This is a genomic window from Streptomyces thermoviolaceus (genome assembly GCF_045209695.1).
GTDB classification, from domain to species: Bacteria; Actinomycetota; Actinomycetes; order Streptomycetales; family Streptomycetaceae; genus Streptomyces; species Streptomyces thermoviolaceus.
Window position 1 is genome coordinate 98,963 of the sequence record NZ_CP109280.1, and the last position, 23,033, is coordinate 121,995.

Genomic DNA, 23,033 nt, shown 5'->3' on the forward strand with positions numbered 1-23,033 from the left:
GCACGGTCGTCGCCGGGGCACGTCCTCCTCCGCGCCCGCACACGTCACGCCCACAGGGCGCCGGCGAGCGACGCCCCGAGAAGCGCCGCACCGAGCCCCGCCACCACACTGGCGACGGCGTTGGCCACGGCGAACAGGCGTGCCCCGGTCTCGGCCAGCTTGAGCGTCTCGTAGGAGAACGTCGAGTAGGTCGTCAGCGCCCCGCACAGCCCGGTGCCGATCAGCAGCTGCACCTGCGGCGAGGCCACCCCGGCCGCCACGGCGCCCGTCAGCAGGCCGAGGACGAGGCTGCCGGCCACGTTGACCGTGAAGGTGCCCCACGGGAAGACGGTGTCGTGCCGCCTCTGTACCGCCCGGTCGGTCAGATACCGCAGGGGTGCGCCGACCATGGCGCCGACGATCACGAGCACCCAGTTCACGCGTCCTCCTCGCAGTCCGGGCCGGATGTCTCCCCGCGCGGGCGCAGCGGGGGCCGGCTGAGGACGACCTCGCACTCGTCCAGTACGACCAGTCCCTGCGTCACCAGCTCGTCCAGCTCGGGCAGGAAGGCCCGCACCTTCTCCTCGATGTCCACGATCACGATCGCCACGGGCAGATCCTCGCTCAGCGACAGAAGCCGCGAGGTGTGGATCAGCGAGGAGGCACCGAACCCCTCCATCCCCCGGAAGACGGACGCGCCGGCGAGCCCGGCCCGGTGTGCGCGGTGCACGATCTCGCACTAGAGAGGCTTGTGCCGCCAGACGTCCTTTTCCCCGACGAAGATCGTCAGGCGCAGGGCACCACCCGCCGTTCCGGTCACCGCTGCCTCCATGCCACCAGGCGGCGCGTCACCGTCGCCGCCAGCCACACCGCCGCCAGCGCCGCGCACAGCGTCAGGGCGAGGTAGGCGAATCCGGTCCGCGGCCGGCCGCCGTCCAGGAGCGTGTGCGCGTCCACGGCGTAGGTCGAGAACGTCGTGAACCCGCCCAGCACCCCGGTGCCGAAGAAGGGCCGCAGCAGCGGATGGACCGGGCGGACCTCCGTGATCAGCACCATGAACACCCCCATGACCGCGCAGCCGACGACGTTGACCCACAGCGTCGTCCACGGGAGGGTGCCTGCGGCCGTGGGCCACAACAGCGACGCCCCGTACCGGGCGGAGGCTCCGACAGCACCGCCGAGCGCCACCGCCACGACCGTCGGCGCCTGGTCCCATCGGGGACGACGGCCCGCGGGCGTGCGGGGAAGGGCGTCCGCGCGGGCGGACGTGCCGGTGGTGCCGGATCGCGGGGCTGTCATGAACGTACGTCTCCTACTCGCCGGGGCCCGACGGCACGGGCCACACGTCATCGCAAGCAGGGACTGTTGGCGGCACCCGTGCCGCGGTTCGGATACGGCGAGCCCCACCGCCGCGCCGCGGTCGCGGACCGCAGCCACCCACCACCTTATCGTCCTTGTCCCGACTGCCCGGCGCCGAGCCCGGGCAGTCGGAAGGACCGGCGACGGGCCGGTCGCCCGGCCGTGCACACGGCGCACCGTGCTGGTGCCTGACGCCCGGGCGCGAGTGGTCCGTGTGCTCCGGATGCGTGAACCCGGCCGGTGCGGAAGCGTGGGCAAGGGGACAAACCCACTGTGTGCGCGGCGGCACGCGCGGCCGGTCGCCGCCCGGTGACGCGCCGCCTCCGTCGAGCGAGGGCCGAACTCGGTGGCTTCCCGGGAGATTCCCATGATCGTCAAGCGCAGCATCCTTAGGCCGCCGGTGTCCGCGGAACCGGCGGCGCATCCCGCCGCGACGGCCGGGTCGTCGGCCGCCGCATGGGGACTTGTGCTGATCAGGCTGACGTTCGGACTGCTGATGGCCGGCCATGGGGCGCAGAAGGTGTTCGGCTGGTTCGGAGGCGGGGGCCCGGCGGCGACCGGCCGAGGGTTCGAGGCCCTGGGCTACCGCCCGGGAGAGGTCTTCGCGGTGATCGCCGGCCTGTCCGAGATGCTCGGCGGCCTCGGCCTGGCGCTGGGGTTCCTCACTCCGCTGGCGGCCGCCGCGCTGATCGGCGTCATGATCAACGCCGTGGTGACGGTGACCGGGCCCCGCGGTCTGTGGGTGATGGACGGCGGTGCGGAGTACAACGTCGGCATCGCGGTCGTCGCCCTGGCGATCGCCGCCGTCGGTCCCGGCCGGCTCGCCGTCGACCGGTTCTTCCGGTGGCGCGACGGCGGCTGGACGGCTGCCGCCGTGGCTCTGGCACTGGGTGGTGCGGGTGCCGCTCTCAGCCTGGGGCTGTGACCCCGCGACGGCCGCCGCGGCAGCGGAACAGGCGACCGTTCGAGCGGGTCGGCGGAGGGCCGGCGGCCACGCGTCCGGCACCGCCTTCGGTGAAGATCGACTTCACGGGTACCCTCGTGAGCAGCCGCATCGTCCTGTGCGGGCCGGTAGGGCCCGCAGCCCGGGAGCAGGTGCGGCCGCACCCGACCGCGTACCCGCTCGGCCGGCGCCGGGACGGCCGGCCTGGACGCCGGTCGGGTCCGCGAACCCATGGCCACCGAGGCCCGCAGCCGGGCCCGGTCCGGCCGGCACGGAAGGAGAGTCCCTTGATTTTCATCACGGCGAAGTTCCAGGTGCTCCCGGAGCACGCGGACCAGTGGCCGCAGATCACCGAGGAGTTCACCCGCGCCACCCGCTCGGAGCCCGGGTGCCTCTGGTTCGACTGGTCCCGCAGCCTGGACGACCCCTCGGAGTACGTGCTCGTCGAGGCGTTCCGTGACGACGAGGCGGGCGCCGCGCACGTGCAGTCCGACCACTTCCGCGCGGCGCAGGAGAAGCTGCCGCGCTACCTGGTCGCCACGCCGAAAATCGTGAACACGACGATCGACCAGGACGACTGGTCGGAGCTGGGCGAGATGGCCGTCAAGTAACAGCTGCCCGGCCCGGTGTCGCCCCCGGCGGCGCCGGCGTCCCTCGGCCCCCGGTCCGTACTCCGCTGCGGACCGGGGGCCGACGGCATACCGGGCCGGACGGACCCGGGCCCGCAGGGTCCGTGGACGCCTGCCGCCGTGCCGCGGCCTCGGCCGCTCCCTCCGCGACGCCACCGCCCGACCGACCCCTCCCCGACCGACACTGCCTCGACCGGCACCTCCCCGACCGGCACTGCCTCGACCGCCGCCGGAGCGCCCGCAGCCGACCGCCTGCCACAGTCCTGCCCGCCCCTCGGCCGAACGTGAACGCCTGCTTCCGCGACTCTTGACATCGTTCCCGGCGCGGGAGAGCATCCTCGCGGTGTTTTGACAACGTTGTCTACAGTCCGCGCGGGAGCGCCAACACGCCGTCGAACGGCGTGCTCTGACCTTCTGTCGGACGTGAAGGGCAGGAGCGCGGTGTCAGGTCCATCGATACTTCTCACGCAGGCGAAAGGCAGACCGCGTCACCGACGGCGCGTGCTCGGTGTGGTCGCCGCGGGTGCCCTGGCGATCGCGGCGACGGCCGTGACCGTCACCCCCGCCTCGGCCGCGGCGGCGGGCCACGGCGCGGTCGGGGACCCGGCCGCCTATGTCGACCCGTTGATCGGCTCGTCCAACGCGGGCAACACCTACCCGGGCGCCGTGCGGCCGTTCGGCATGCTGGCCTGGAGCCCCCAGAACACCCGCGGCAACCAGGTCTCCACGCCCGCTCCGGGCGGGTACCAGTACGACGCCACGAAGATCCGTGGCTTCAGCCTCACCCATCTCAGCGGCGTCGGCTGCTCGGGTGCCAACGGCGACATCCCGATCATGCCGATCGTGGGCGACGTCGACTCCTCGCCCACCGCCGACACCACCGACTCCCGCTACGCCGACACCTTCTCGCACGACAACGAGTCCGCGGCGGCGGGCTACTACAAGGTGCGCCTGGACAGCGGCGCCCTTGTCGAGCTGACGACGACCGAGCGCACCGGCTCGGGGCGGTTCGGCTTCCCGGCGGACAAGCCGGCGAGCATGCTGCTGCGCACCTCCAACTCGGAGACCGGCTCCACCGACGCCGAGGTGACGGTGGACGCCGCCAGACGGACGGTGACCGGTTCGGTCAGCGCGGGCAACTTCTGCGGACCGCAGAGCGCCAACAACCGCAAGGACCTGTACACGCTGTACTTCACGGCGCACTTCGACACGCCGTTCGCGAAGGTCGGCACCTGGACCGACGGCACCCTGCATCCCGGCGCCACCACCGCCTCGGGCGGCACGGGCTTCAGCTCCTCGGGCAACGCACAGGCCGGCAAGGGCTCGGGGGCGTACGTCACCTTCCCGTCGGGCACCACCCAGGTGCAGGTGAAGGTGGCGATCTCCTACGTCAGCCCGCAGAACGCGGAGGCGAACCTGCGCGCGGAGAACCCGCCCGGCAAGACCTTCGACGCCGTGCGGTCCGCGTCCCACGCCGCCTGGAAGCGCGCGCTGAGCGCGATCGAGGTGAGCGGCGGCACCGACGCCCAGCGCACCACGTTCTACACGGCGCTGTACCACTCGATGCTGGAGCCGACCCTCACCAGCGACGTCGACGGACGCTATCTGGGCGCCGACCGCAAGCCGCACCGGCTCGCCAAGGGGCAGAAGGCGCAGTACGGCACCTTCTCCGGCTGGGACCAGTACCGCGCCCAGGTGCAGCTGATGACGCTGCTGAACCCGAGGGCGGGCAGCGACTACGCGCAGTCCCTGTTCAACTATGCGCAGCAGCGCGACGGCGAATGGGACCGCTGGCTGCTGGAGAACGGCAAGACCAGCGTGATGTCCGGTGACCCGTCGGACCCGGCACTGGCGAGCATCTACGCCTTCGGCGGGCGTGACTTCGACGTCAAAGGTGCGCTGAAGTCGCTGGTGACGGCTGCGACCGTGCCGACGGAGAACGACCTGAGCAGCGCCGGCTGCAACGTGGAGTGTGTGGGCCAGCGCCCGGCCCTGGACCAGTATCTGAAGCTGGGTTACGTACCGGCCGACGGCTGCCACTGCTGGGGCGGTGCCGCCGAGACGCTGGAGGACGCGATCGCCGACTTCGGCATCGCCTCGCTCGCCGAGCAGATCGGCGACCACGCCACGGCGAAGACGTTCCTGGAGCGCAGCGGGGCCTGGACGAAGGTGTTCGACCCGAACGCCACCCCGCAGGGCGGCTACATCCGCGACCGCAGGTCCGACGGGACCTGGGCGGGCACGTTCACCCCGGACACCGGCAGCGGGTTCGTGGAGGGCACCAGCGCCCGCTACACGTGGATGGTGTACTCCGACGTGGCCGGTCTGGCCCGGGCGATGGGCGGTGACGAGGCGGCCGTGGCCCGTCTGGACGCGTTCTTCCGCACCCCGGACGGCGCCTTCGACTTCTCCGCGAAGGACGGCACCCGCTACGACCCGACGAACGAGCCCGACATCCACGTCCCGTACCTGTACGACTACCTGGGCGCGCCGTACAAGACGCAGGAGACGGTCCGGGCCGAGATGGACCAGCTGTGGACGGCCGGCCCGGGCGGCATTCCCGGCAACGACGACGCGGGCACGATGTCGTCCTGGTACGTCTTCTCGGCGCTGGGCATGTACCCGGCGGTTCCCGGCCGGGCCGACATGGTGCTGACGGCGCCGCTGTTCCCGCACGCCGTGATCCACACCGGCAACCACCGGACGATCACCATCGACGCACCCGGGGCGTCGGCGGCCAACATCTACATCCACGGTCTGAAGGTCGACGGCCGTACGTCCGGCAAGCCGTGGGTGCCCGCGTCGTTCGTCACCCGCGGCGGCACCCTGCGGTACACGCTCGGCTCGCGGCCCGACACCTCCTGGGGCAGCGCGAAGGCCGACCGGCCACCGTCGTTCCCGAGCGGCACCGCGACGTACTTCACCGGCATCACCCCCTCGTCGCTGAAGACGGAGCCCGGCGGTGACGCGGCCGCCGCGACCGTCAAGGTGCAGTCGCTGCAGGACGAGACCACCGAGGTGCACTGGCGGGCGACCGCACCGGAGGGCATCACGGTGACCCCGTCCGAAGGGGACATCACCGTGCCCGCCGGCGGTGCCGCCGAGGCACACCTCACCGTCTCCGCGGCGGCCGGGACGGACGAGGGTTTCCACACGATCCCGGTGACGCTGACCACGGCGTCCGGCACCCGGCTGCCGAAGACGTCCGCGTCGGTGACGGTCGCCGAGAAGAACAGCATGCTGTGGAACGCCAACAACAACGGCATCTCGGCGGACGACTCCGACCCGCGGGCCAACTTCGACGGAGAGGGCTGGAGCTACTCGGCCGCCGCACTCGCCGCGGCCGGTGTGGAGCCGGGCGGAACCGTCTCCGCGGGTGGGTTCGAGTTCACCTGGCCGAAGGCCGCCGCCGGGGAGCCCGACAACATCGAGGTCGTCGGGGGCGGTCAGGTGCTGGCCGTGCAGCCTGTCGACGGTGCGACGAAGCTGAGCTTCCTCGGCAGCGCCGCCCAGGGCGCGGCGAGCGGGACGGTGACGCTCACCTACACCGACGGCACCACCCAGCAGGCCACCCTCGGCTTCAGCGACTGGACGCTGGGCGGCGGCACGCAGCAGCCGTCGTTCGGCAACATCGTCGCGGTCCACACCGAGTACCGGGACATCCAGGGCGGCGGCAGGGACCCGGTGGGCACCGAGGTGTTCGCCAGCGCACCGATCACGCTGCAGGCGGGCAAGCAGCTGGCGAGTGTGACGCTGCCCGCCTCGACGGACGGCGGCGTTCTGCACGTCTTCGCGGTGGCGACCGCCTGACGCGCTGCATCCCGGACGGCGACGTGTCCGCCGTCCGGCCGTGCCACGGGGCCGGTCCCGAGCGGGGCCGGCCCCGTGGCGTGGCGTGCGGGCCGCGGCAGGAGGGCGAGCGCCCCCGGTGCGCGGGCCGACGACGGAAATCGCGGGTCGGGCGCGGGAGTTGGCTGCATCCGATCATGAAAGTGCGCCGCGCGTGTGTGATGCTTCCGCCATGATGCACTCCGACGAAACCTGGCGCGCGCGCCTGCGGACCGACCGGCCCCACTCGGCGCGGGTGTGGAACTACCTGCTGGGCGGCAAGGACCACTATCCGGTGGACAGCGCGGCCGGCGAGATGATCCTGCAGAACTTCCCGCAGATCGCCGCGATCGCCCGTCAGCAGCGGGCCTTTTTGAAGCGGGCGGTGCGGTTCCTGGCCGCCGAGGCGGGCATCCGCCAGTTCCTGGACATCGGCACCGGACTGCCCACGGCGGACAACACCCATGAGGTCGCCCAGGGCATCGCGCCTCAGTCCCGCGTCGTCTACGTCGACAACGACCCGATCGTGCTGGTCCACGCCGAGGCGCTGCTGCGCAGCACGCCCGAGGGGGCGTGCGCGTACATCGACGCGGACGCCCGCGACACCGGCCGCATCCTCGCCCGCGCCGCGGACACCCTCGACTTCTCCCGGCCCGTCGGGCTCATCATGCTGGGCATCATGGGGCAGCTGCCGGACAGCGACGATCCGGCGGGCGTGGTGAAGCGGTTCGTCGACGCGCTGCCGCCGGGCAGCTATGTGGCGCTCAGCGACGGCACCGACACCAGCGAGGGCCTCAAGAACGCGATCGCCGCCTACAACAGCCGGTCCGCGAACTCCTACCATCTGCGGCCGCCGGAGCAGATCGAGTCCTTCCTCGACGGTCTGCGCCTGGTCGAGCCGGGTCTGGTCAGGACCGCGCAGTGGCGTCCGGACGAGGAGGCCCTGCGGATCGATCCGGAGGAGGACCACGCGGTCGCCGCCGTCGCTGTCAAGGAGTGATCTTCCGTTGAGGAGTCGGCGGGCGGCGGTTCTCCGTGGCCGCCGTCCGCCCCGGCGCACCGCGGGCCGCGCGGCCGCACGGCCTGAAGCGGAATCTGGCGGTCCGGCGGTGCGCCGGGAGAATGGGCGGGTCGGCTCGACGGTGAGCGGAGGTGGCTGAATGGCTACGGTGGTACTGGTCGGCACGCTGGACACCAAGGGCGCCGAGTACGCGTGGCTCGCGCAACGGTTGCGGGGGCACGGGGTGGACGTGGTGACCGTCGACGTCGGTCCGCTGTCGGACGCCGCCGCGGACGTCACCGCGGCCGAGGTGGCACGGGCGGCCGGCGCCGATCCCGCGGCCCTGCGGACGGCGGGCGACCGCGGCGCGGCGATGGAGACGATGGCGGCGGGCGCGGCCCGGGTCGTGGTGGACCTGCACGCCGCCGGGCGGCTCGACGGGGTGCTCGCGGTGGGCGGGTCCGGCGGCACGTCGGTGGCCGCCCGCGCGGTGCAGGAACTGCCGGTCGGCGTGCCCAAACTGCTGGTGTCCACGATGGCCTCGGGCGACGTCGCCCCGTACGTCGGCGCGGTGGACGTCACGCTGATGTACGCGGTGGTGGACGTGGCCGGGATCAACTCCGTCTCCGCGCAGGTGCTCGGCAACGCGGCCGCGGCGGTCGCCGCCATGGCACGGGAGCACGCGGCCCGCCGCGCGGCTCCCGCCACCGAGCACCGTCCGCTGGTGGGGCTGACGATGTTCGGTCTGACCACGCCCGCGGTGGACGAGGCCCGCGCGGAGCTGGAGCGGCTCGGCTACGAGCCGCTGGTGTTCCACGCCACCGGCGCCGGCGGCCGCACCCTGGAGAAACTCGCCGGCGACGGGCGGTTCGCGGGCGTGCTGGACCTGACGACGACGGAGCTGGCCGACGATCTGGTCGGCGGTGTGCTCAGCGCGGGACCGGACCGTCTGACGGCGGCGGGCGCGCGCGGTGTCCCCCAGGTCGTCTCGCTGGGCGCGCTGGACATGGTCAACTTCGGGCCGCGCGAGACGGTGCCGGCGGCGTTCGAGGGCCGCAGGTTCGTGGTCCACAACCCGACCGTGACCCTGATGCGCACCACGCCCGCGGAGATGGCCGAGCTGGGACGCCGGATCGGCGCCCGGCTGGCCGCCGCCCGCGGGCCGGTCACGGTGTTCGTGCCGCTGCGCGGGCTGAGCGGGATCGACCGGGACGGCGGCCCGTTCCGGGACGAGGAAGCCGACGCGGCGCTGTTCGCCGCGCTGCGTGCGGAGCTGGCCGGGTCGGCGGTGGAGCTGGTGGAGGTCGACGCGCACCTCAACGACCCGGGGTTCGGCCGGCGGGCCGCGCACCGGCTGCACGAGCTGATCGGCGCGACGCGGTGACCCGGGACCGGTGCGGTGGACCCCGGTCGCCGTGCGCGGCGGCACCACGGCAGCCGCGCGCCTGGGCGTGCCCGGGGCACGGCGGCGCGCGCAGGGGGTGCCCGGGGCGCACCGGTTCCACGACCGACCGGAACGACCCTGTGACGTGACCGGTTGCCTGGGGCACGAGAGGCAGAACACGAGAGCAGAAAGGCAGGACAACATGGACCGGGACACGGCCCTGCGGCGGCTGCGGGCGACGGTGGCGTCCGGCCGCCCGGTCATCGGCGGCGGTGCCGGCACGGGCATCTCCGCCAAGTCCGCGGAGGCGGGCGGCATCGATCTGCTGATCATCTACAACTCCGGGCGCTATCGCATGGCCGGCCGGGGCTCCCTGGCGGGCCTGCTGGCCTACGGCGACGCGAACGCGATCGTGATGGAGATGGCCGGCGAGGTGCTGCCGGTGGTACGGGACACCCCGGTGCTCGCCGGGGTCAACGGCACCGACCCGTTCCGGGTGATGGGCCGGTTCCTGGACCAGCTGAAGGACATGGGCTTCGCCGGGGTGCAGAACTTCCCGACGGTCGGGCTCATCGACGGTGTCTTCCGGCAGAACCTGGAGGAGACCGGCATGGGGTTCGGGCTGGAGGTCGAGATGATCGCCGCCGCGCACGAGCGGGACCTGCTGACCGCCCCGTACGTCTTCGACCCCGCCCAGGCGGCCGCCATGGCCGAGGCCGGCGCCGACATCCTGGTGCCCCACCTCGGCCTGACCACCAAGGGCACCATCGGCGCGACCACCGCGCCGAGCCTCGACGAGTGCGTCGAGCGGATCCAGGCGATGCGCGACGCGGCGGTGGAGGTCAACCCCGACATCATGGTCCTGTGCCACGGCGGGCCGATCGCCGAACCCGAGGACGCGCAGTACGTGCTGTCGCGCACACGCGGCGTCGTCGGGTTCTTCGGCGCCAGTTCGATCGAGCGGCTGCCCACGGAGACGGGCATCCGCCGGCAGACCGAGGCCTTCAAGGCGCTCAGCCTGCCGTCCTGAGCGACGATGGGCCGTCGTCGGCCGCCGGCCGTGCTGGGCAACGCCTTCCCGGCCGGCGACCGCACCGGCCAGGTTCCGTTTGGCCGTCGTCCGGTCGTCCTCCGGCGGTGCGGTCCCTCGGGCTGCCGGGCCGACGCCTGTGTGCCGTGCCGGCGGCCCCGTCGTGCCGGGATGCGAGGTGCGTACCGGGGAGTAGCGTGGGAAGAGCGGATGGGTCACCCGCAGCAGGTGTGCCCCGTCCGGTTCCGCGGTCCGCTCCGCGCATGCCGCCGACAGGCGGGTCGGGCGGGACAGAGCCGACCCGCGCACGGAGTGGAACACCGCGCACACGCCGTCGCCCCAGGGACCGGGAGGAGTGGTTCGCGTGGGTGCAGCACCGAACAGCCTGCAGCAGGCGGAACTGACCGAGGAACAGGCGCGCGAGAAGGAGCGCGAGTGGTTCCTCGACGCCGAGACCGGAGAGATCAAGCCGGACGAGCGTCCCGGCGACGACCCGAGGACGCGGCCGCGCCCGGTCCGGGCCGCACGCTGGACCTTCGATTGACCGAGCGCCCGGCCGAGCCGCTCCCCGAGAACCGTGTCTGGGCGCGGCATCCTCGGCGCACCGGCTCGGTCCTGATCGTCGGTGCGGGGGCGGTCGGCGGTTTCGTCGCCGAGGAACTCGCGCGGATCGGCTTCGGCCCGCTGCATCTGGTCGACCCGGACACGCTGGCGCTGGAGAACATCGTGCGCCACCCGCTCGGTGCGCCCGAGCTGGGGCAACCGAAGGCGACGGCGCTGGCCGCCCGGATCCGCCGTGACTTCCCGTCCTGTGCCGCCGTGGGCCACTGCGCCGACTTCATGGCGCTGCCCGACGAGGAGCGGTGGTCGCTGGTGCGGGAGGCCGACGTGCTGGTGGCGGCGACGGACTCGGCCGCGTGCCAGCGTGCGGTCAACAAGGCCGCGCTCGTGGCCGGCAGGCCGGCGGTCTTCCCCGCGGTGTGGGTGGATCCGAGGATCCGTGACGCGGAGGTCGGCGAGATCCTGTGGACGCTGCCCGGCAGGCGCACGCCCTGCTACGAGTGCGCCGCGACCTTCCGGCGGGCGGCGTCCGACACCCAGGCGGCGCGTGGCGCCCGGGTGGACATCCAGCTGATCGCCCTGGCGACCGCTCAGGTGGTGACCGCGCTGGCGCATCCCGACGACGCCCGCTCGGCGATCCTGGACCGCCGACGCACCGCCATCTACCTGCACGGTTTCACCCCCACCTCGCCGGGTGTGGAGGCCGTCTTCCCCACCGACGGGCTGAGCAGCCGCAGCGTGCGCGTGCCGTTCCCGCCCCGGCCCTGCCCCGTCTGCCGGGGCTGGCGGTACGTGGCCACCGCCGACGCGTCGGCGGGCCGGGACGGCGACCTTCCCGCTCCGCGCGGCGGCGCGGAGCCGCGGTGGCCGGTGGGCGCCGTGCTCACCGCGGTGCTGCTGCTCGTCACGGTGCTGTTCGTCGTCTCGCTCGCCCAGAGCACCCACGCGTGAGGCGGATCCTCCCGTGAGACGGCCCGGCCCGCGCGCCCGGCGTCCGGCGTACGGGACGGCCGCCGGCACCCGCACCGCCGACCCGGATCGTGGCCCCGGCAGCCAGGCAAGGAGGCCGAGCATGACCGTCGAGCTCAACCACACCATCGTCGCCGCGCACGACAAGTGGGCGTCCGCCCGGTTCCTCGCGGACCTGCTGGGCCTGGAGGTGTCACCGGAGTACGGCCCGTTCGCGCCGGTGCGGATACCGAACGGCGTGACCCTCGACTTCATGGAGACGAGCGGCCCGATCACGCCGCAGCACTACGCGTTCCTCGTCTCCGAGGACGACTTCGACACGATCTTCGCCCGGATCCGGCAGGCCGGCCTGGCCTACTGGGCGGACCCGCATCACCACCGACCCGGCGAGATCAACCACAACGACGGCGGCCGCGGAGCATACTTCGACGATCCGAACGGCCACCGTCTGGAGATCCTCACCAGGCCCTACGGCAGCGGGGCTGACTGAATCCGCACCGTCGTGCGGACGCCGCCTCTCTCCCGCCGGTCCACGGGCCCGGCCCGCCGGACCGGGCGGCTGCGCACGGCCCTTGCCGGTGCACGGCCCCTTGCCGGAGTGCCGGCGGCTGCACCATGCTGTGCGGCACCTGCACCTGGTGCCGCACCGTGCCGCCTGCCCCTTCCAGTCCTCGGGACGCGCATGACGCAGACGAACACACCGGCCTCGCTGCCCGCGGGCCGTCCGGTCGAGGAGCTGCTGGCCGAGCTGCGCACACTGCGCGCCGGTGACGCCCCGACCCGGGGCGGCCGGACCTTCGCCTACGTCTACGACTCCGGGGTGCCGCGGCTCGACGAGCTGGCCACCGCCGCCTACGGCGTCTTCGCCACCGTCAACGGGCTGGATCCCACGGTCTTCCCGAGCGTGGCCCGCCTGGAGAACGACATCGTCGCGATGGTGTCCTCCGTGCTCGGCGCGCCCGGCGCGCAGGGCAGTTTCACCAGCGGCGGCACGGAGTCGATCCTGCTGGCGGTCAAGGCGGGCCGCGACCACGCGCGGGCCGTGCGCGGGGTGATGCAGCCGCAGCTGGTGCTGCCGTCGACCGCGCACGCGGCGTTCCACAAGGCGGCGCACTACCTGGGCCTGGACACCGTGGTCGTGCCGGTCGACCCGGTCACCTTCCGTGCCGTCCCCCAGGCCGTCGCGGAGGCGATCGGTGAGCGGACGGCGCTGGTGGTGGCGTCGGCGCCGTCGTACGCGCACGGCGTGATGGACCCGGTGGCCGAGATCGCGGCCGCCGCCGCGCAGCGGGGTGTGCTGTGCCATGTCGACGCGTGCATCGGCGGCTGGCTCCTGCCGTTCCTGGCGCGGGCAGGACGGCCTGTCGAGCCGTTCGGGCTCACGGTGCCCGGGGTGACGTCGCTCTCCGTGGACCTGCACAAGTACGGGTACGCCGACAAGGGCGCGTCGGTCGTCCTGTACCGGGACGCGGAGCTGCGGCGCCACCAGTACTTCGCCCACGCGGGCTGGCCGGGCTATCCGGTGGTCAACCCCACGGTGCAGGGCACGAAGTCCGCCGGGCTGCTCGCCCAGGCCTGGGCGGTGCTGCACCACCTGGGCGCGGACGGGTACACCGCGCTGGCCCGCCGGGTCGCGGCGGCCGCGGACACGCTGCTGGAGGGGCTGCGGGCCATGGACGGCGTCCGGGTGCTCGGCGAGCCGGTCGGCGGACTGGTCGCGTTCACGCTGACCGGGGCGGGCGGTGCACCGGACCTGTCGCTGGTGCTGCACACGGCGGACGAGATGCGTGAGCGCGGCTGGTACCTGCAGCCGCAGCTGTCCTGTGCGGATCTGCCCCCGAACCTGCATCTGACCCTCACCCCCGCCACCGGCGACCAGGTGGATGGGCTGCTGACGGATCTGGCGGCGTCGGTCGCGGCGGCCCGGGCGAGCGAGCCGGTGACCGTGGACCCGGCGTCGGCGGAGCTGGCCGCCGGGCTCGATCCCGACACGCTCACCGGCGAGGAGGCGGCCCGGCTGCTGGCGTTCGCCGGGCTGGACGCCGCGCGGGGCCTGCCGTCCAGGACCGCTCCGGTCCTCGCCCTGCTGGACGCCCTGCCGCCCCGGCTGAAGGAGCGGATGCTGACCGAGTTCATCGGGTCGCTGTTCCGTGTCTGACGGCACCGGACGGCATCCGACGTCGTCCGGCGGCTGACGGCGCGGCAGGTGCCGGGCCGTCGCGTCCTTGGCCGGTGGGGGCCGCCGGTGTGTGCCGCACCTTCACAACGGGCGCCGGGGCGGACCACGCAGCCGCAGGCACCGGAGTGTGCCGCGAAGGGCAGGGCGGGGACCGCCCCCGGCCCGTACGATCCTGGCATGGCCCTGAGCGCGAGTGCCGTACAGCTGTTCCAGGCCGCCAGGCCGCGCCTGGAGGCCATCGCCTACCGTCTGCTGGGTTCGGCGAGCGAGGCCGAGGACGCCGTGCAGGAGACGTTTCTGCGCTGGCAGGGCGCCGACGTCGAGCGGATCGAGAAACCCGAGGCGTGGCTGACCAAGGTGCTCACCAACCTGTGTCTCAACCAGCTCGCCTCGGCCCGGGCACGACGCGAGACGTATGTGGGCCAGTGGCTGCCGGAACCGCTGCTCGCCGGTGACCCGCTGCTCGGCCCGGCCGAGACCGCCGAGCAGCGCGAATCGGTCTCGTACGCGGTGCTCGCCCTGCTGGAGCGGCTGTCCCCCAACGAGCGGGCGGTGTATGTGCTGCGGGAGGCCTTCGGCTGTCCGCACCGCGAGATCGCCGAGATCCTCGGCATCACCGAGGCCGCCTGCCAGCAGATCTTTCACCGGGCCAAGAAGCACGTCGCCGACGGCAGGGCCCGCGTGGAGGTCGACGAGGCCGCCGCCCGGCGGATCGTCGAGGAGTTCCTCGAGGCCGCCGCCGGCGGCCGGACCGAGCCGTTGGTGCGGTTGCTCACCCAGGACGCGGTGTCCGTGGCTGACGGAGGCGGGAAGGTCCCGGCGCGCGCCAAGGCGGTCGAGGGGGCCCTGGCGGTCGCGAAGTTCCTGCGGGGCCTGTTCAGGCCCAGCGCCGCCAAGCGTGCCCTGGCCGGCGGGTCGCCGCGGATCCACGCCGCGATCGCGAACGGCGGCCCGGCGGTGGTGGCGGTCCTCGACGGGCGGGTCGTGGGGGTGCTCTGCCTGGAGGTCACCGCCGACGGCATCGCCGGGCTCCGCACTCAGTTCAACCCCGACAAGCTCGGGCGTGCGTCCCGGCAGTGGGCGGTCACCGGCCACGGCGAGCCACTGCTCACCCTCTAGCGACCCCGACCCGATGTGCCCCACCCGTCCACTGCCGCAATGTGACCTGATGCACACTCCACTGCTGTCAGGAAACGGTCCGTCATCCGGTTCAAGGGGCGAACCAGTTCGCAGAGCAGTCACACCGTGCGAGACGGGAGTCAGCACATGCAGCACCGCATCGTCGTTCTCGGTGCCGGATACGCCGGGGCCCTCGCTGCCGGACATCTGGCCGGGCGTCTGCGCCCCGAGGACGTGTCCGTCACCCTCGTCGACGCCGAACCGGACTTCGTCGAGCGGATCCGGCTGCACGAGGTGGCGGCGGGCCGGCCGCTCCGGCCGCGGCCGTATCAGGAGATGTTCGCGGGCACGGGCGTCGATCTGCGCACCGCCCGGGTCACCGGCGTGGACGTGGACCGCAGGAGCGTCACCGTCGACACGGCCGACGGAACCGAGGAACTGGGGTACGACACCCTGGTGTACGCGCTCGGCAGCGGCTGGGACGACCAGGGCGTGCCCGGAGTCGCCGAGCACGCCCATCAGATCGCCGACCGTGCCGGCGCGCTCCGGCTTCGCGACCGCCTGGCCCGTGCGGAGGCGGGCCTTCCCGTGGTCGTGGTCGGCGCCGGCCTCTCCGGCCTGGAGTGCGCGGCCGAGATCGCCGAGGCCCGCCCCGATCTGCGGGTGGCTCTCGCCACCCGCGGGGGTCTCGGCCACTGGCTGTCGGACAAGGGCCGCAGGCATCTGCGGCAGGTCTTCGACCGGCTCGGCGTCACCGTGCACGAGCACACCGATGTCACCGGCGTCGAGGCCGACCGCGTCCTCACCGCCGACGGCACGTCCATCGCGGCCGCGGTCACCGTGTGGGCCACCGGCTTCGCCGTCCACCCGATCGCGAAGGCCACCCCCCTCGAGGTCGCCGACACCGGGCAGATCGTCGTCGACCGGACCATGCGCTCGGTGTCGCACCCGGAGGTGTACGCGGTCGGCGACGCGGCCTGGGCGCCGGGGCCCGGCGACAAGCCGCTGCGCATGTCCTGCGCCTCCGGTCTGCCCACCGCGTGGCAGGCCGCCGAGGCCATCGCGGCCCGCCTGACCGGTGCGACGCCCCCGAAGGTGCCGCTGCGCTATGTCCAGCAGTGCGTCTCGCTGGGCCGCACGGACGGTCTGATCCAGTTCGTCACCGCCGACGACCGTGCCGTTCCGGCGGTGCTGACCGGACGGCTCGCCGCCGGCTACAAGGAGCTGATCTGCAAGAGCGCCGCCTGGGCCGTGACCCACCCGCGGATGCTGCGCCGGCGTCGTCGGCCCGCCGTGCGGGAGCTGCGGCACCGGGCGGAGCCGACGGGCTCGTCGGCGCTCTGAGATCGGGCGAGCCGGGGGCTCCGGCACCTCGCGGACGGGGTACCGGTCGCAGAAAGGCCCTCGGCTCCCTTCGGACACCCTGCCCCGGGGCGCGGGGCGCCCGTCGTCGCGTACGGGTTCTTCCCTCGGCCTCGGCGGGCCCGCGGACGAGATGCGTGCGGGCCCGTCAGGCCGTGTCGTTCCGGTCGTCCTCTCCCCTGCCGTTCTCTCCGCCCTTGATGCCCTTTCCGCCCTTGCTGCGCTCGTCCGGCAGATAGCTCGCCAGGCCGCGCAGGATGATCTCCAGGCCGATGTCGAATCTCTCGTCGGAGGAGTCGGTGATCATCAGCCCGGCCAGGGAGCGCAGATGGGGGAAGTCCTCGGCGGGCAGGGACGCCAGGTAGTTCCGCATCCGTTCGGCCATGTCGCGCCCGTCGCCGGACGCGCCCCCGGCGGAACCGTCGCCGCCGTGGGCGGTCATCCGGTCCTGCCACAGGCTCTCCTCCAGGACGAACCCGTCGATGTAGGTGCAGATGATGTCGCCGGCCTCGGCCGCGATGCGGTCGGGAAGTCCGGCGGCGCGGAAAATGGCGAGGACGCCCTCCACGTGCGGCAGCAGTTCGGCGGTGAACGGGGCGTGGGCCATGGAGATCCTGGCCATGTCCCGGTGCTCCCTCAGGCGCCGGCGCCCGAAGTGCGCGTACTCCCGGACCTGCTCCTGCCAGCGCTCCGGGTCGGGTGCCGGCATCGTGAAGCCGTCGAAGAGCCGCGTGTACATCAGCTCCACCAGTTCGTCCTTGGAACTGACGTGGGCGTACAGGGCGGAGACGGTGACCTGCAGAACGGACGCGACCCGGCGCATCGTCAGCCCGTCGTAGCCCTCCCGGTCCAGCACGGTGAAGGCGGCGTCGACGATCCGGTCCCGGGTCAGCGCCGGCCGCGCAGCAGCGCCGGAGGTACGCGCCGGGCGGGTGCGGTTCCAGGGGGACGGCGGAGGGACGGGCGGGGTGTCGGGGTCGGCGGCCGCATCGGTCATGGGCTCAGTCTAGGGCGCGGGAGAACAGTGTTCACCGCTGGCCGGGGAGCCGACGGGAACGCGATACGCGATATAGCTTGATGCGACCCCCACCCTTACGCTATATCTTGATGAACAGCGTTCTCCAGCTGAGCAGCGTTCTGTTACGGTGAACACCGTTCTCCCGGTGTCGTGGGCCACCCGTGCCCATCGGATCGCCGTGTCCGCAACCGGGGAGCGGGCGCGTCACCAGGCCCGTCCGTCCCGTCGTGCCCGCGGTTCACGACCGCGGCGACGCGACCTTCGACGCATCAGGAGTTGCCGATGTCCACCACCGGTGTCGCGTCCGTCGAGGCGCCCACCGACGCCCCGGCGCCGTATCGCTGGCGCTGGCCCGCGCTCTTCGTGATCCTCGCCGCCGAGGTGATGGATCTGCTCGACGCGATGGTCACGACCATCGCCGGCCCGTCCATGCGGGCCGACCTCGGCGGCGGCGCCGCCACTCTGCAGTGGCTCACCGCCGCGTACACCCTGTCCATGGCCGTCGGACTGGTCACCGGCGGCCGGCTCGGGGACATCCACGGCCGCCGCACCATGTTCCTGGTCGGCGCCGCGGGCTTCACCGTCGGTTCGCTGCTGTGCGCGGTGTCCGTCACGCCCGGGATGCTGATCACCGCCCGCGTCCTGCAGGGAGTGTTCGGCGCGGTGATGCTGCCTCAGGGCCTCGGCATGATCAAGGAGATGTTCCCGCCGCAGGAGTCGCAGAAGGCCTTCGGCATGTTCGGCCCGGTCATGGGGCTGTCCGCGGTGTGCGGCCCGGTCCTGGCCGGCTGGCTCGTCGACGCCGACTTCTTCGGCACCGGCTGGCGCATGATCTTCCTGATCAACCTGCCGCTGGGCGCCGCGGCCGTGCTCGGTGCGCTGCGCTTCCTGCCGAGGACCCGTTCCGGCAGCGCTCCCCGCCTGGACATCCCCGGCATGCTGCTGGTCTCGCTGGCCGCGCTGCTCGTCATCTTCCCGCTGGTCCAGGGCCGCGAGTACGACTGGCCCTGGTGGACGTTCGCGATGATGGCCGCCTCGCTCGTCGTCTTCGTGCTCTTCGGCCGGTACGAGTCGCGCCGCAGTGCGGCCGGCCACGACCCGCTGGTCGTGCCGAGCCTGTTCCGCAAGCGCGGCTTCGTCGGCGGTCTGGTCCTCGGGCTGGTCTTCTTCTCGACCATGCAGGGCTTCATGCTGGTCTTCACCCTCTACACCCAGATCGGCCTCGGCTACGCGCCGCTGAAGGCGGGGCTGGTCATGGTGCCCTGGTCGGGCGGCATGATCGTCGGCTTCGGGATCGCGCAGGGCGTGGCCCGGTTCGGACGGGCCGTGCTGCAGGCGGGCACGCTCGTCATGGCGCTCGGCGTGTTCGGGGTGTGGCTGACCCTCCAGACGGCCGGCAGCGGCGTCGGCCCGTGGCACTTCGTGCCGTCGCTGCTCGTCGCCGGCATCGGGATGGGCCTGCTCATGGCCCCGTTCTTCGACATCGTGCTCGCCGCCGTCGATCCGCACGAGACCGGGTCGGCGTCCGGCACCATGACGGCGATCCAGCAGCTCGGCGGCGCGTTCGGCGTGGCCCTGCTCGGCACCGTGTTCTTCGGTCTGCTGGGCGGCGGCATCGCCACCGCCGTCGACCACCGTGCGGACGATCTGCGGGCCCAGCTGTCCGCCGCGCACGTGGCCCCGGCCGTCCAGGACCGTGTGATCGCCGATCTGCGTGCCTGCGCCTCGGACCGGGCGACGGCCAAGGACCCCGCGGCGACCGTGCCGTCCTGCGCGCGCCTGCAGCGGGACACGCGGTCCGCCGTGACGTCCCCTGAGGCCGCCGCGCGGATACCCGGTGCGCTGGAGGCCACCGTGTCATCCGCCTTCCGCGGCGGTTTCGGGTCCGTGATGAAGACGGTGCTGTGGATCGTCGACGGCATGCTCGTGGTGACCTTCCTGCTGGCGTTCCTCCTGCCGCGCCACGCACGTCCCGAGGAGACGCCCGGGCACTGAGGCAGGGCCCAAGGGCCCGGGCCGCCGGCGGGCCGGGCGGCGCGGGCCTCAGGCCTGTGCAGGGGTCAGCTCCTGCTCGGCCCAGACGACCTTGCCCTCGGCCGTGGTGCGGGTGCCGTGACGGCGCGACAGCCGGGCGACGAGGAACAGTCCCCGGCCGCCCTCGTCGGTGGCACGGGCGTGCCGCAGACGCGGGATGCTGTCGCTGGCGTCGAAGACCTCGCAGGCCAGGACACGGTGACGGATCAGCCGCAGGGTGATCGGTCCCGCACCGTGCCGGACGGCGTTGGTGACCAGTTCGCTGACGATGAGTTCGGTGGTGGGCGCCAGGTGCTCCAGACCCCAGCCGGCCAGCAGGCTCTGGGTGAGCGCCCGGGCTTGGCCGACGACGGCCGGGTCCCGGGCCAGACTCCAGGTGGCGACCTCGCCCGGGTCGAGGGCGTGCGTCCGGGCCAGCAGCAGCGTGGCGTCGTCGGACGGCGCCGGGGCCGGCACGGTGTCGAACACGGAGGCGCACAGCGCGTCCACGGAGCAGCCCGGCTGCGCCACCGCATCTCCCAGGCGGCGCATCCCTTCCTCGATGTCCGCGCCGCGTTCCTCGACGAGCCCGTCGGTGTACAGGGCGAGGACGCTGCCCTCGGGCAGTTCCAGCTGCACGGCCTCGTAGCTGGCCATGCCCACGCCGAGCGGCAGGCCGGTGGGCAGCCGGGGGATGGTGACGTCGCCGTCCGGTGAGACGATCACGGGCGGAGGATGCCCGGCCGTCGCCATGGTGCAGCTCCGGTTCACCGGGTCGTAGACGGCGTACAGGCAGGTGGCGCCGAGGACGCTTCCGGTCAGGGCGTTCGCCTCGAGGTCCTCGTCGCTGAGGCGGGAGATCGTCTCGTCGAGCCTGGTCAGCAGCTCGTCGGGGGGCAGGTCCATGGTGGCGAGCGTGTGCACCGCGGTACGGAGTCTGCCCATCGCCGCCGCCGCGTGGATGCCGTGTCCGACCACGTCGCCGACGACCAGGGCGACCCGGGCGGCCGACAGCGGGACGACGTCGTACCAGTCACCGCCGACCCCGTCCTCCCGGTCCGCCGGCAGATATCGGCACGCCACGTCGACGGCGGCTCCGCCCTGGAGACGATGCGGCAGCAGATCGCGCTGGAGCGCCAGGGCCGTGGCACGTTCCCGGACGTACTGGCGGGCGTTGTCCAGGGCCAGCGCGGCGCGGGAGACGAGTTCCTGGGCGAAGAGCAGATCGTCCGCCTCGAACGGCGTGGGGTCGGCGCTGCGCACGAAGACGGCCACGCCCAGGACGGCGCCGCGGGCGTGGATCGGCACGACCATCAGGGAGTGCATCCCGTGGCGGCGGACCTTCTCCGCCCGCTTCGCGTCCTGGGCGAGCCATCCCCCGGGCGAGGTGTCCAGCACGGGTTCCAGATAGGGGGTGCCGGTGGTGAGGACAGCGCTGAACGGTGAGGACTCACGGACGAAGACATGTTCCCCGCGGGCCCACAGGGACTCCGGTGCACCGTCGTGGACCGACGCGAGACCGGCGCGCCGGAAGGCCGGTGTGCTCCCGCCCGCCGCGCCGAAGGGCACCGGGAGTTCCTCGCCGAGCCGTATCTCCTCGGCCAGGTCGACGGTGACGTAGTCCGCGAGCGACGGCACGGCGAAGTCGGCCAGTTCCTGCCCGGTCCGCATCACGTCCAGGGTGCTGCCGATCCTCGTGCTGGACTCGGTGAGGACGGCCAGCCGCTCCCGCGCCCGTTCACGGTCCGTCACGTCCAGACTCATGGTGCACACGCCCGAGGGACGGCCCTCGCCGTCGTCGAGGCGGAAGAACGAGATCGAGTAGGTGCGTTCCCGGTGCGGGTGACCCGGGTCGCTGCGCCGGAACTCGTGGTCGACCACCGGGACACCGTGGGCGAGGACCTGCCGCTGCGCGGCCTCGACCCGCTCGCCCTGCTCACCGGGCAGCACCTCGGAGACGCGGCGGCCGAGCCGCTGCTCCCGGGAGATGCCGTCGTGCACGGCCAGGGCGTCGTTCGCCCAGATGCAGCGCAGCTGCGCGTCGCGAAGACAGATGCCGATGGGGGCGCCCGACAGCAGCGACTCCACGTCCAGGCCGCCCACCGGTGAGGGCCGGGCTCCTGCGGGGGCCGCGCAGACGAGCCACTGTCGCTTTCCGTCGGCACGGGCCAGCGGCCGTACGCACAGGGTCAGGTCCACCGGGTCACGGTCACGGCGGCGGACCCCCGCGACGCCCGACCAGCCGTTCTCGGTGCGGCAGCGCCGGGCCTGTGCCGCCGCCCGCCGGCCCGCCTGCGCCGGCACCAGCATCTCCACGGCTCCCCTGCCGACCACGTCCTGGGCGGTGAATCCTGTGAGGCTCTGGGCGGCGCCGGTCCAGCCGATCACCGTGCCCTCGTCGTCGAGGACGGCGACGGCCGCACCGGCCGACCGGCCCGCTCCGTCGTCGTCCGCGACCGCCGCACCGGGCGTCGTCCTGTCGTCATGCGTCATCACGGCCGTCCCTTTCCACCGGATGGTCCGTTCTGCGGTCCGTCGCGGCCGCCGTGCCGGCCGAGTCGGCGTCGTCCGCGTCGGCGAGGCGATCGAGCCAGTCGGTCAGCAGCGTGCTCTCCGACCGGGTCAGCACCGTGGTGCCGCTGATGCGCAGGGCCTCGCGCAGGGCCGCGGCCCGGCCCGCCACGCCGGATCGTGCGTCGGCCGCGTCGTCGCCGTCGACGGTGAGGGTGAGGGTGCGCAGCACATGCTCGAAGGCCGCCGCCGGCAGGTCCGGATCCCGCTCGTGCGGCGGCAGGGCGATCAGCGACAGCACGGCTCCGACGCCGTTGGCGTGCAGCAGCCATGTCGCGCGGTCCACGCTCATCCGCAGTCGGCCGGCGGCCGCGATGCGGGCGACGTTCCGGCGCAGCATGCCCATGGTCTCCGCCCCTGCCTCGGCGAACCCGCGGCGCCGGCCCTCCCCGAACATCAGGATGTAGCAGGCCGGACGGGACAGGCCGAAGCCGACGTGGAGATCCCAGGAGCGGCGCAGGTCGGCGACGGGGTCGTCGGTCTCCTCGAGCGCCTGTTTGCCGGCGAGGTACTGCGCGAAGCCGTGGGCGGCGAGTGCGTCGAGCAGACCGGCCTTGTCGCCGAACAGGCGGTAGAGCGTCGGCGGCTGGATTCCTGCGGCAGCGCTGACGGCCCGCGTGGACAGCGCCGTACGTCCCTCGCGGTTCAGCAGCTCCGCCGCGGCGTCCAGGACGCGCTCCCGCGTGCGTACAGCTCGCACCACATCGACACATTAGCACTGTTAGCTGAATGTTCTATATCAATGATTGCATCGATGGATTTCTCCGGACGAAAGGGGCTCGACCACAGGCAGGCGCCGACCTGTACGGCCGAGGCGCACCAAGGTGGCAACGAAGCACATGGCGAGCCATTCAGCAAGCACCGACACGCCGAATTCGGGCGGACCCTCACGACCGCGAAGAGTGACGCGACACGAAAAGATCACTATTCCGGACTAATAGTCATTCAATCATCCTGACTGTTGCCTCACTTGACGTGTCATCAGGTCGGCCGACGGGCCGCGAACGGCACCCTTCTGTACCCCGTTCGGCCCCGTACACCTTCTGACCGTTTCCGCTCGATATGACAGCAATTGCGGTGATCAGTACG

At 72.9% G+C, this 23,033-nt stretch carries 18 protein-coding genes and 1 pseudogene; 13 read left to right on the plus strand and 6 right to left on the minus strand.

Annotated features, from left to right (window positions below; genetic code table 11):
* Window positions 1-44: 44 nt before the first annotated feature.
* The 3 genes and pseudogenes from crcB (OG899_RS00490) to crcB (OG899_RS00500) form a co-directional block, all read right to left on the minus strand.
* Window positions 45-419 carry a fluoride efflux transporter CrcB gene (gene crcB / locus OG899_RS00490; RefSeq protein ID WP_125497265.1) on the minus strand — a complete coding sequence of 125 codons (375 nt, stop codon included), beginning with the start codon at window positions 417-419 and terminating at the stop codon, window positions 45-47.
* Window positions 416-811 (minus strand): annotated as a pseudogene (locus tag OG899_RS00495) (DUF190 domain-containing protein). Before OG899_RS00495 ends, crcB (OG899_RS00490) begins: the two are co-directional and overlap by 4 nt.
* Window positions 796-1,278 carry a fluoride efflux transporter CrcB gene (gene crcB / locus OG899_RS00500; protein WP_168132141.1) on the minus strand — a complete coding sequence of 161 codons (483 nt, stop codon included), beginning with the start codon at window positions 1,276-1,278 and terminating at the stop codon, window positions 796-798. Before crcB (OG899_RS00500) ends, OG899_RS00495 begins: the two are co-directional and overlap by 16 nt.
* Before the next feature lie 427 nt (window positions 1,279-1,705).
* On the opposite strand from crcB (OG899_RS00500), the gene OG899_RS00505 reads away from it, so the two are divergent.
* The 12 genes from OG899_RS00505 to OG899_RS00560 all read left to right on the plus strand — a co-directional run bounded on the left by OG899_RS00505 (window position 1,706) and on the right by OG899_RS00560 (window position 16,324).
* The gene (locus OG899_RS00505; RefSeq protein ID WP_125497267.1) at window positions 1,706-2,263 is read left to right on the plus strand and encodes a DoxX family protein; all 558 of its coding nucleotides are present in this window, start codon (window positions 1,706-1,708) and stop codon (window positions 2,261-2,263) included.
* Window positions 2,264-2,568: 305 nt separating this feature from the next.
* Window positions 2,569-2,892 carry a putative quinol monooxygenase gene (locus OG899_RS00510; RefSeq protein WP_125497268.1) on the plus strand — a complete coding sequence of 108 codons (324 nt, stop codon included), beginning with the start codon at window positions 2,569-2,571 and terminating at the stop codon, window positions 2,890-2,892.
* A 519-nt stretch (window positions 2,893-3,411) separates the two neighbouring features.
* Window positions 3,412-6,720: a GH92 family glycosyl hydrolase gene (locus OG899_RS00515; protein ID WP_373296669.1), complete on the plus strand. Its 3,309-nt coding sequence runs from the start codon at window positions 3,412-3,414 to the stop codon at window positions 6,718-6,720.
* A gap of 211 nt (window positions 6,721-6,931) precedes the next feature.
* On the plus strand, window positions 6,932-7,738 hold the full coding sequence (locus tag OG899_RS00520; protein WP_373296094.1) for an SAM-dependent methyltransferase: 807 nt from the start codon (window positions 6,932-6,934) through the stop codon (window positions 7,736-7,738).
* Window positions 7,739-7,898: 160 nt separating this feature from the next.
* Window positions 7,899-9,122, plus strand: coding sequence for a Tm-1-like ATP-binding domain-containing protein (locus tag OG899_RS00525; RefSeq protein WP_125497269.1), 1,224 nt, complete (start codon window positions 7,899-7,901; stop codon window positions 9,120-9,122).
* Window positions 9,123-9,324: 202 nt separating this feature from the next.
* Window positions 9,325-10,152, plus strand: coding sequence for a phosphoenolpyruvate hydrolase family protein (locus OG899_RS00530; protein WP_125497270.1), 828 nt, complete (start codon window positions 9,325-9,327; stop codon window positions 10,150-10,152).
* A 364-nt stretch (window positions 10,153-10,516) separates the two neighbouring features.
* Entirely contained in the window at window positions 10,517-10,696 is a 180-nt protein-coding gene (locus OG899_RS00535; protein WP_168132140.1) for a hypothetical protein, read from the plus strand.
* The gene (locus tag OG899_RS00540; RefSeq protein WP_168132139.1) at window positions 10,693-11,664 is read left to right on the plus strand and encodes a ThiF family adenylyltransferase; all 972 of its coding nucleotides are present in this window, start codon (window positions 10,693-10,695) and stop codon (window positions 11,662-11,664) included. Before OG899_RS00535 ends, OG899_RS00540 begins: the two co-directional genes overlap by 4 nt.
* 121 nt (window positions 11,665-11,785) lie before the next feature.
* Window positions 11,786-12,172, plus strand: a complete 387-nt coding sequence (locus tag OG899_RS00545; protein WP_125497272.1) for a VOC family protein — start codon at window positions 11,786-11,788, stop codon at window positions 12,170-12,172.
* Window positions 12,173-12,364: 192 nt separating this feature from the next.
* Window positions 12,365-13,840, plus strand: coding sequence for an aminotransferase class V-fold PLP-dependent enzyme (locus OG899_RS00550; protein ID WP_168132138.1), 1,476 nt, complete (start codon window positions 12,365-12,367; stop codon window positions 13,838-13,840).
* Between the two features lie 198 nt (window positions 13,841-14,038).
* Window positions 14,039-14,980, plus strand: coding sequence for an RNA polymerase sigma-70 factor (locus OG899_RS00555; protein WP_168132137.1), 942 nt, complete (start codon window positions 14,039-14,041; stop codon window positions 14,978-14,980).
* Window positions 14,981-15,127: 147 nt separating this feature from the next.
* Window positions 15,128-16,324: an NAD(P)/FAD-dependent oxidoreductase gene (locus OG899_RS00560; protein WP_125497275.1), complete on the plus strand. Its 1,197-nt coding sequence runs from the start codon at window positions 15,128-15,130 to the stop codon at window positions 16,322-16,324.
* A gap of 166 nt (window positions 16,325-16,490) precedes the next feature.
* On the opposite strand, the gene OG899_RS00565 is transcribed toward OG899_RS00560, so the two are convergent.
* Window positions 16,491-17,339: a TetR/AcrR family transcriptional regulator gene (locus OG899_RS00565; RefSeq protein WP_168132136.1), complete on the minus strand. Its 849-nt coding sequence runs from the start codon at window positions 17,337-17,339 to the stop codon at window positions 16,491-16,493.
* A 303-nt stretch (window positions 17,340-17,642) separates the two neighbouring features.
* Between OG899_RS00565 and OG899_RS00570 the strand changes: the two genes are divergently transcribed.
* The gene (locus OG899_RS00570) at window positions 17,643-19,355 is read left to right on the plus strand and encodes an MFS transporter (protein ID WP_168132135.1); all 1,713 of its coding nucleotides are present in this window, start codon (window positions 17,643-17,645) and stop codon (window positions 19,353-19,355) included.
* A gap of 48 nt (window positions 19,356-19,403) precedes the next feature.
* Here the strand turns inward: OG899_RS00570 and OG899_RS00575 are convergent, their stop codons facing one another.
* The gene (locus OG899_RS00575) at window positions 19,404-21,866 is read right to left on the minus strand and encodes a SpoIIE family protein phosphatase (RefSeq protein WP_168132134.1); all 2,463 of its coding nucleotides are present in this window, start codon (window positions 21,864-21,866) and stop codon (window positions 19,404-19,406) included.
* Window positions 21,856-22,644, minus strand: coding sequence for a TetR/AcrR family transcriptional regulator (locus OG899_RS00580; protein ID WP_229814428.1), 789 nt, complete (start codon window positions 22,642-22,644; stop codon window positions 21,856-21,858). Before OG899_RS00580 ends, OG899_RS00575 begins: the two co-directional genes overlap by 11 nt.
* Window positions 22,645-23,033: the final 389 nt, after the last annotated feature.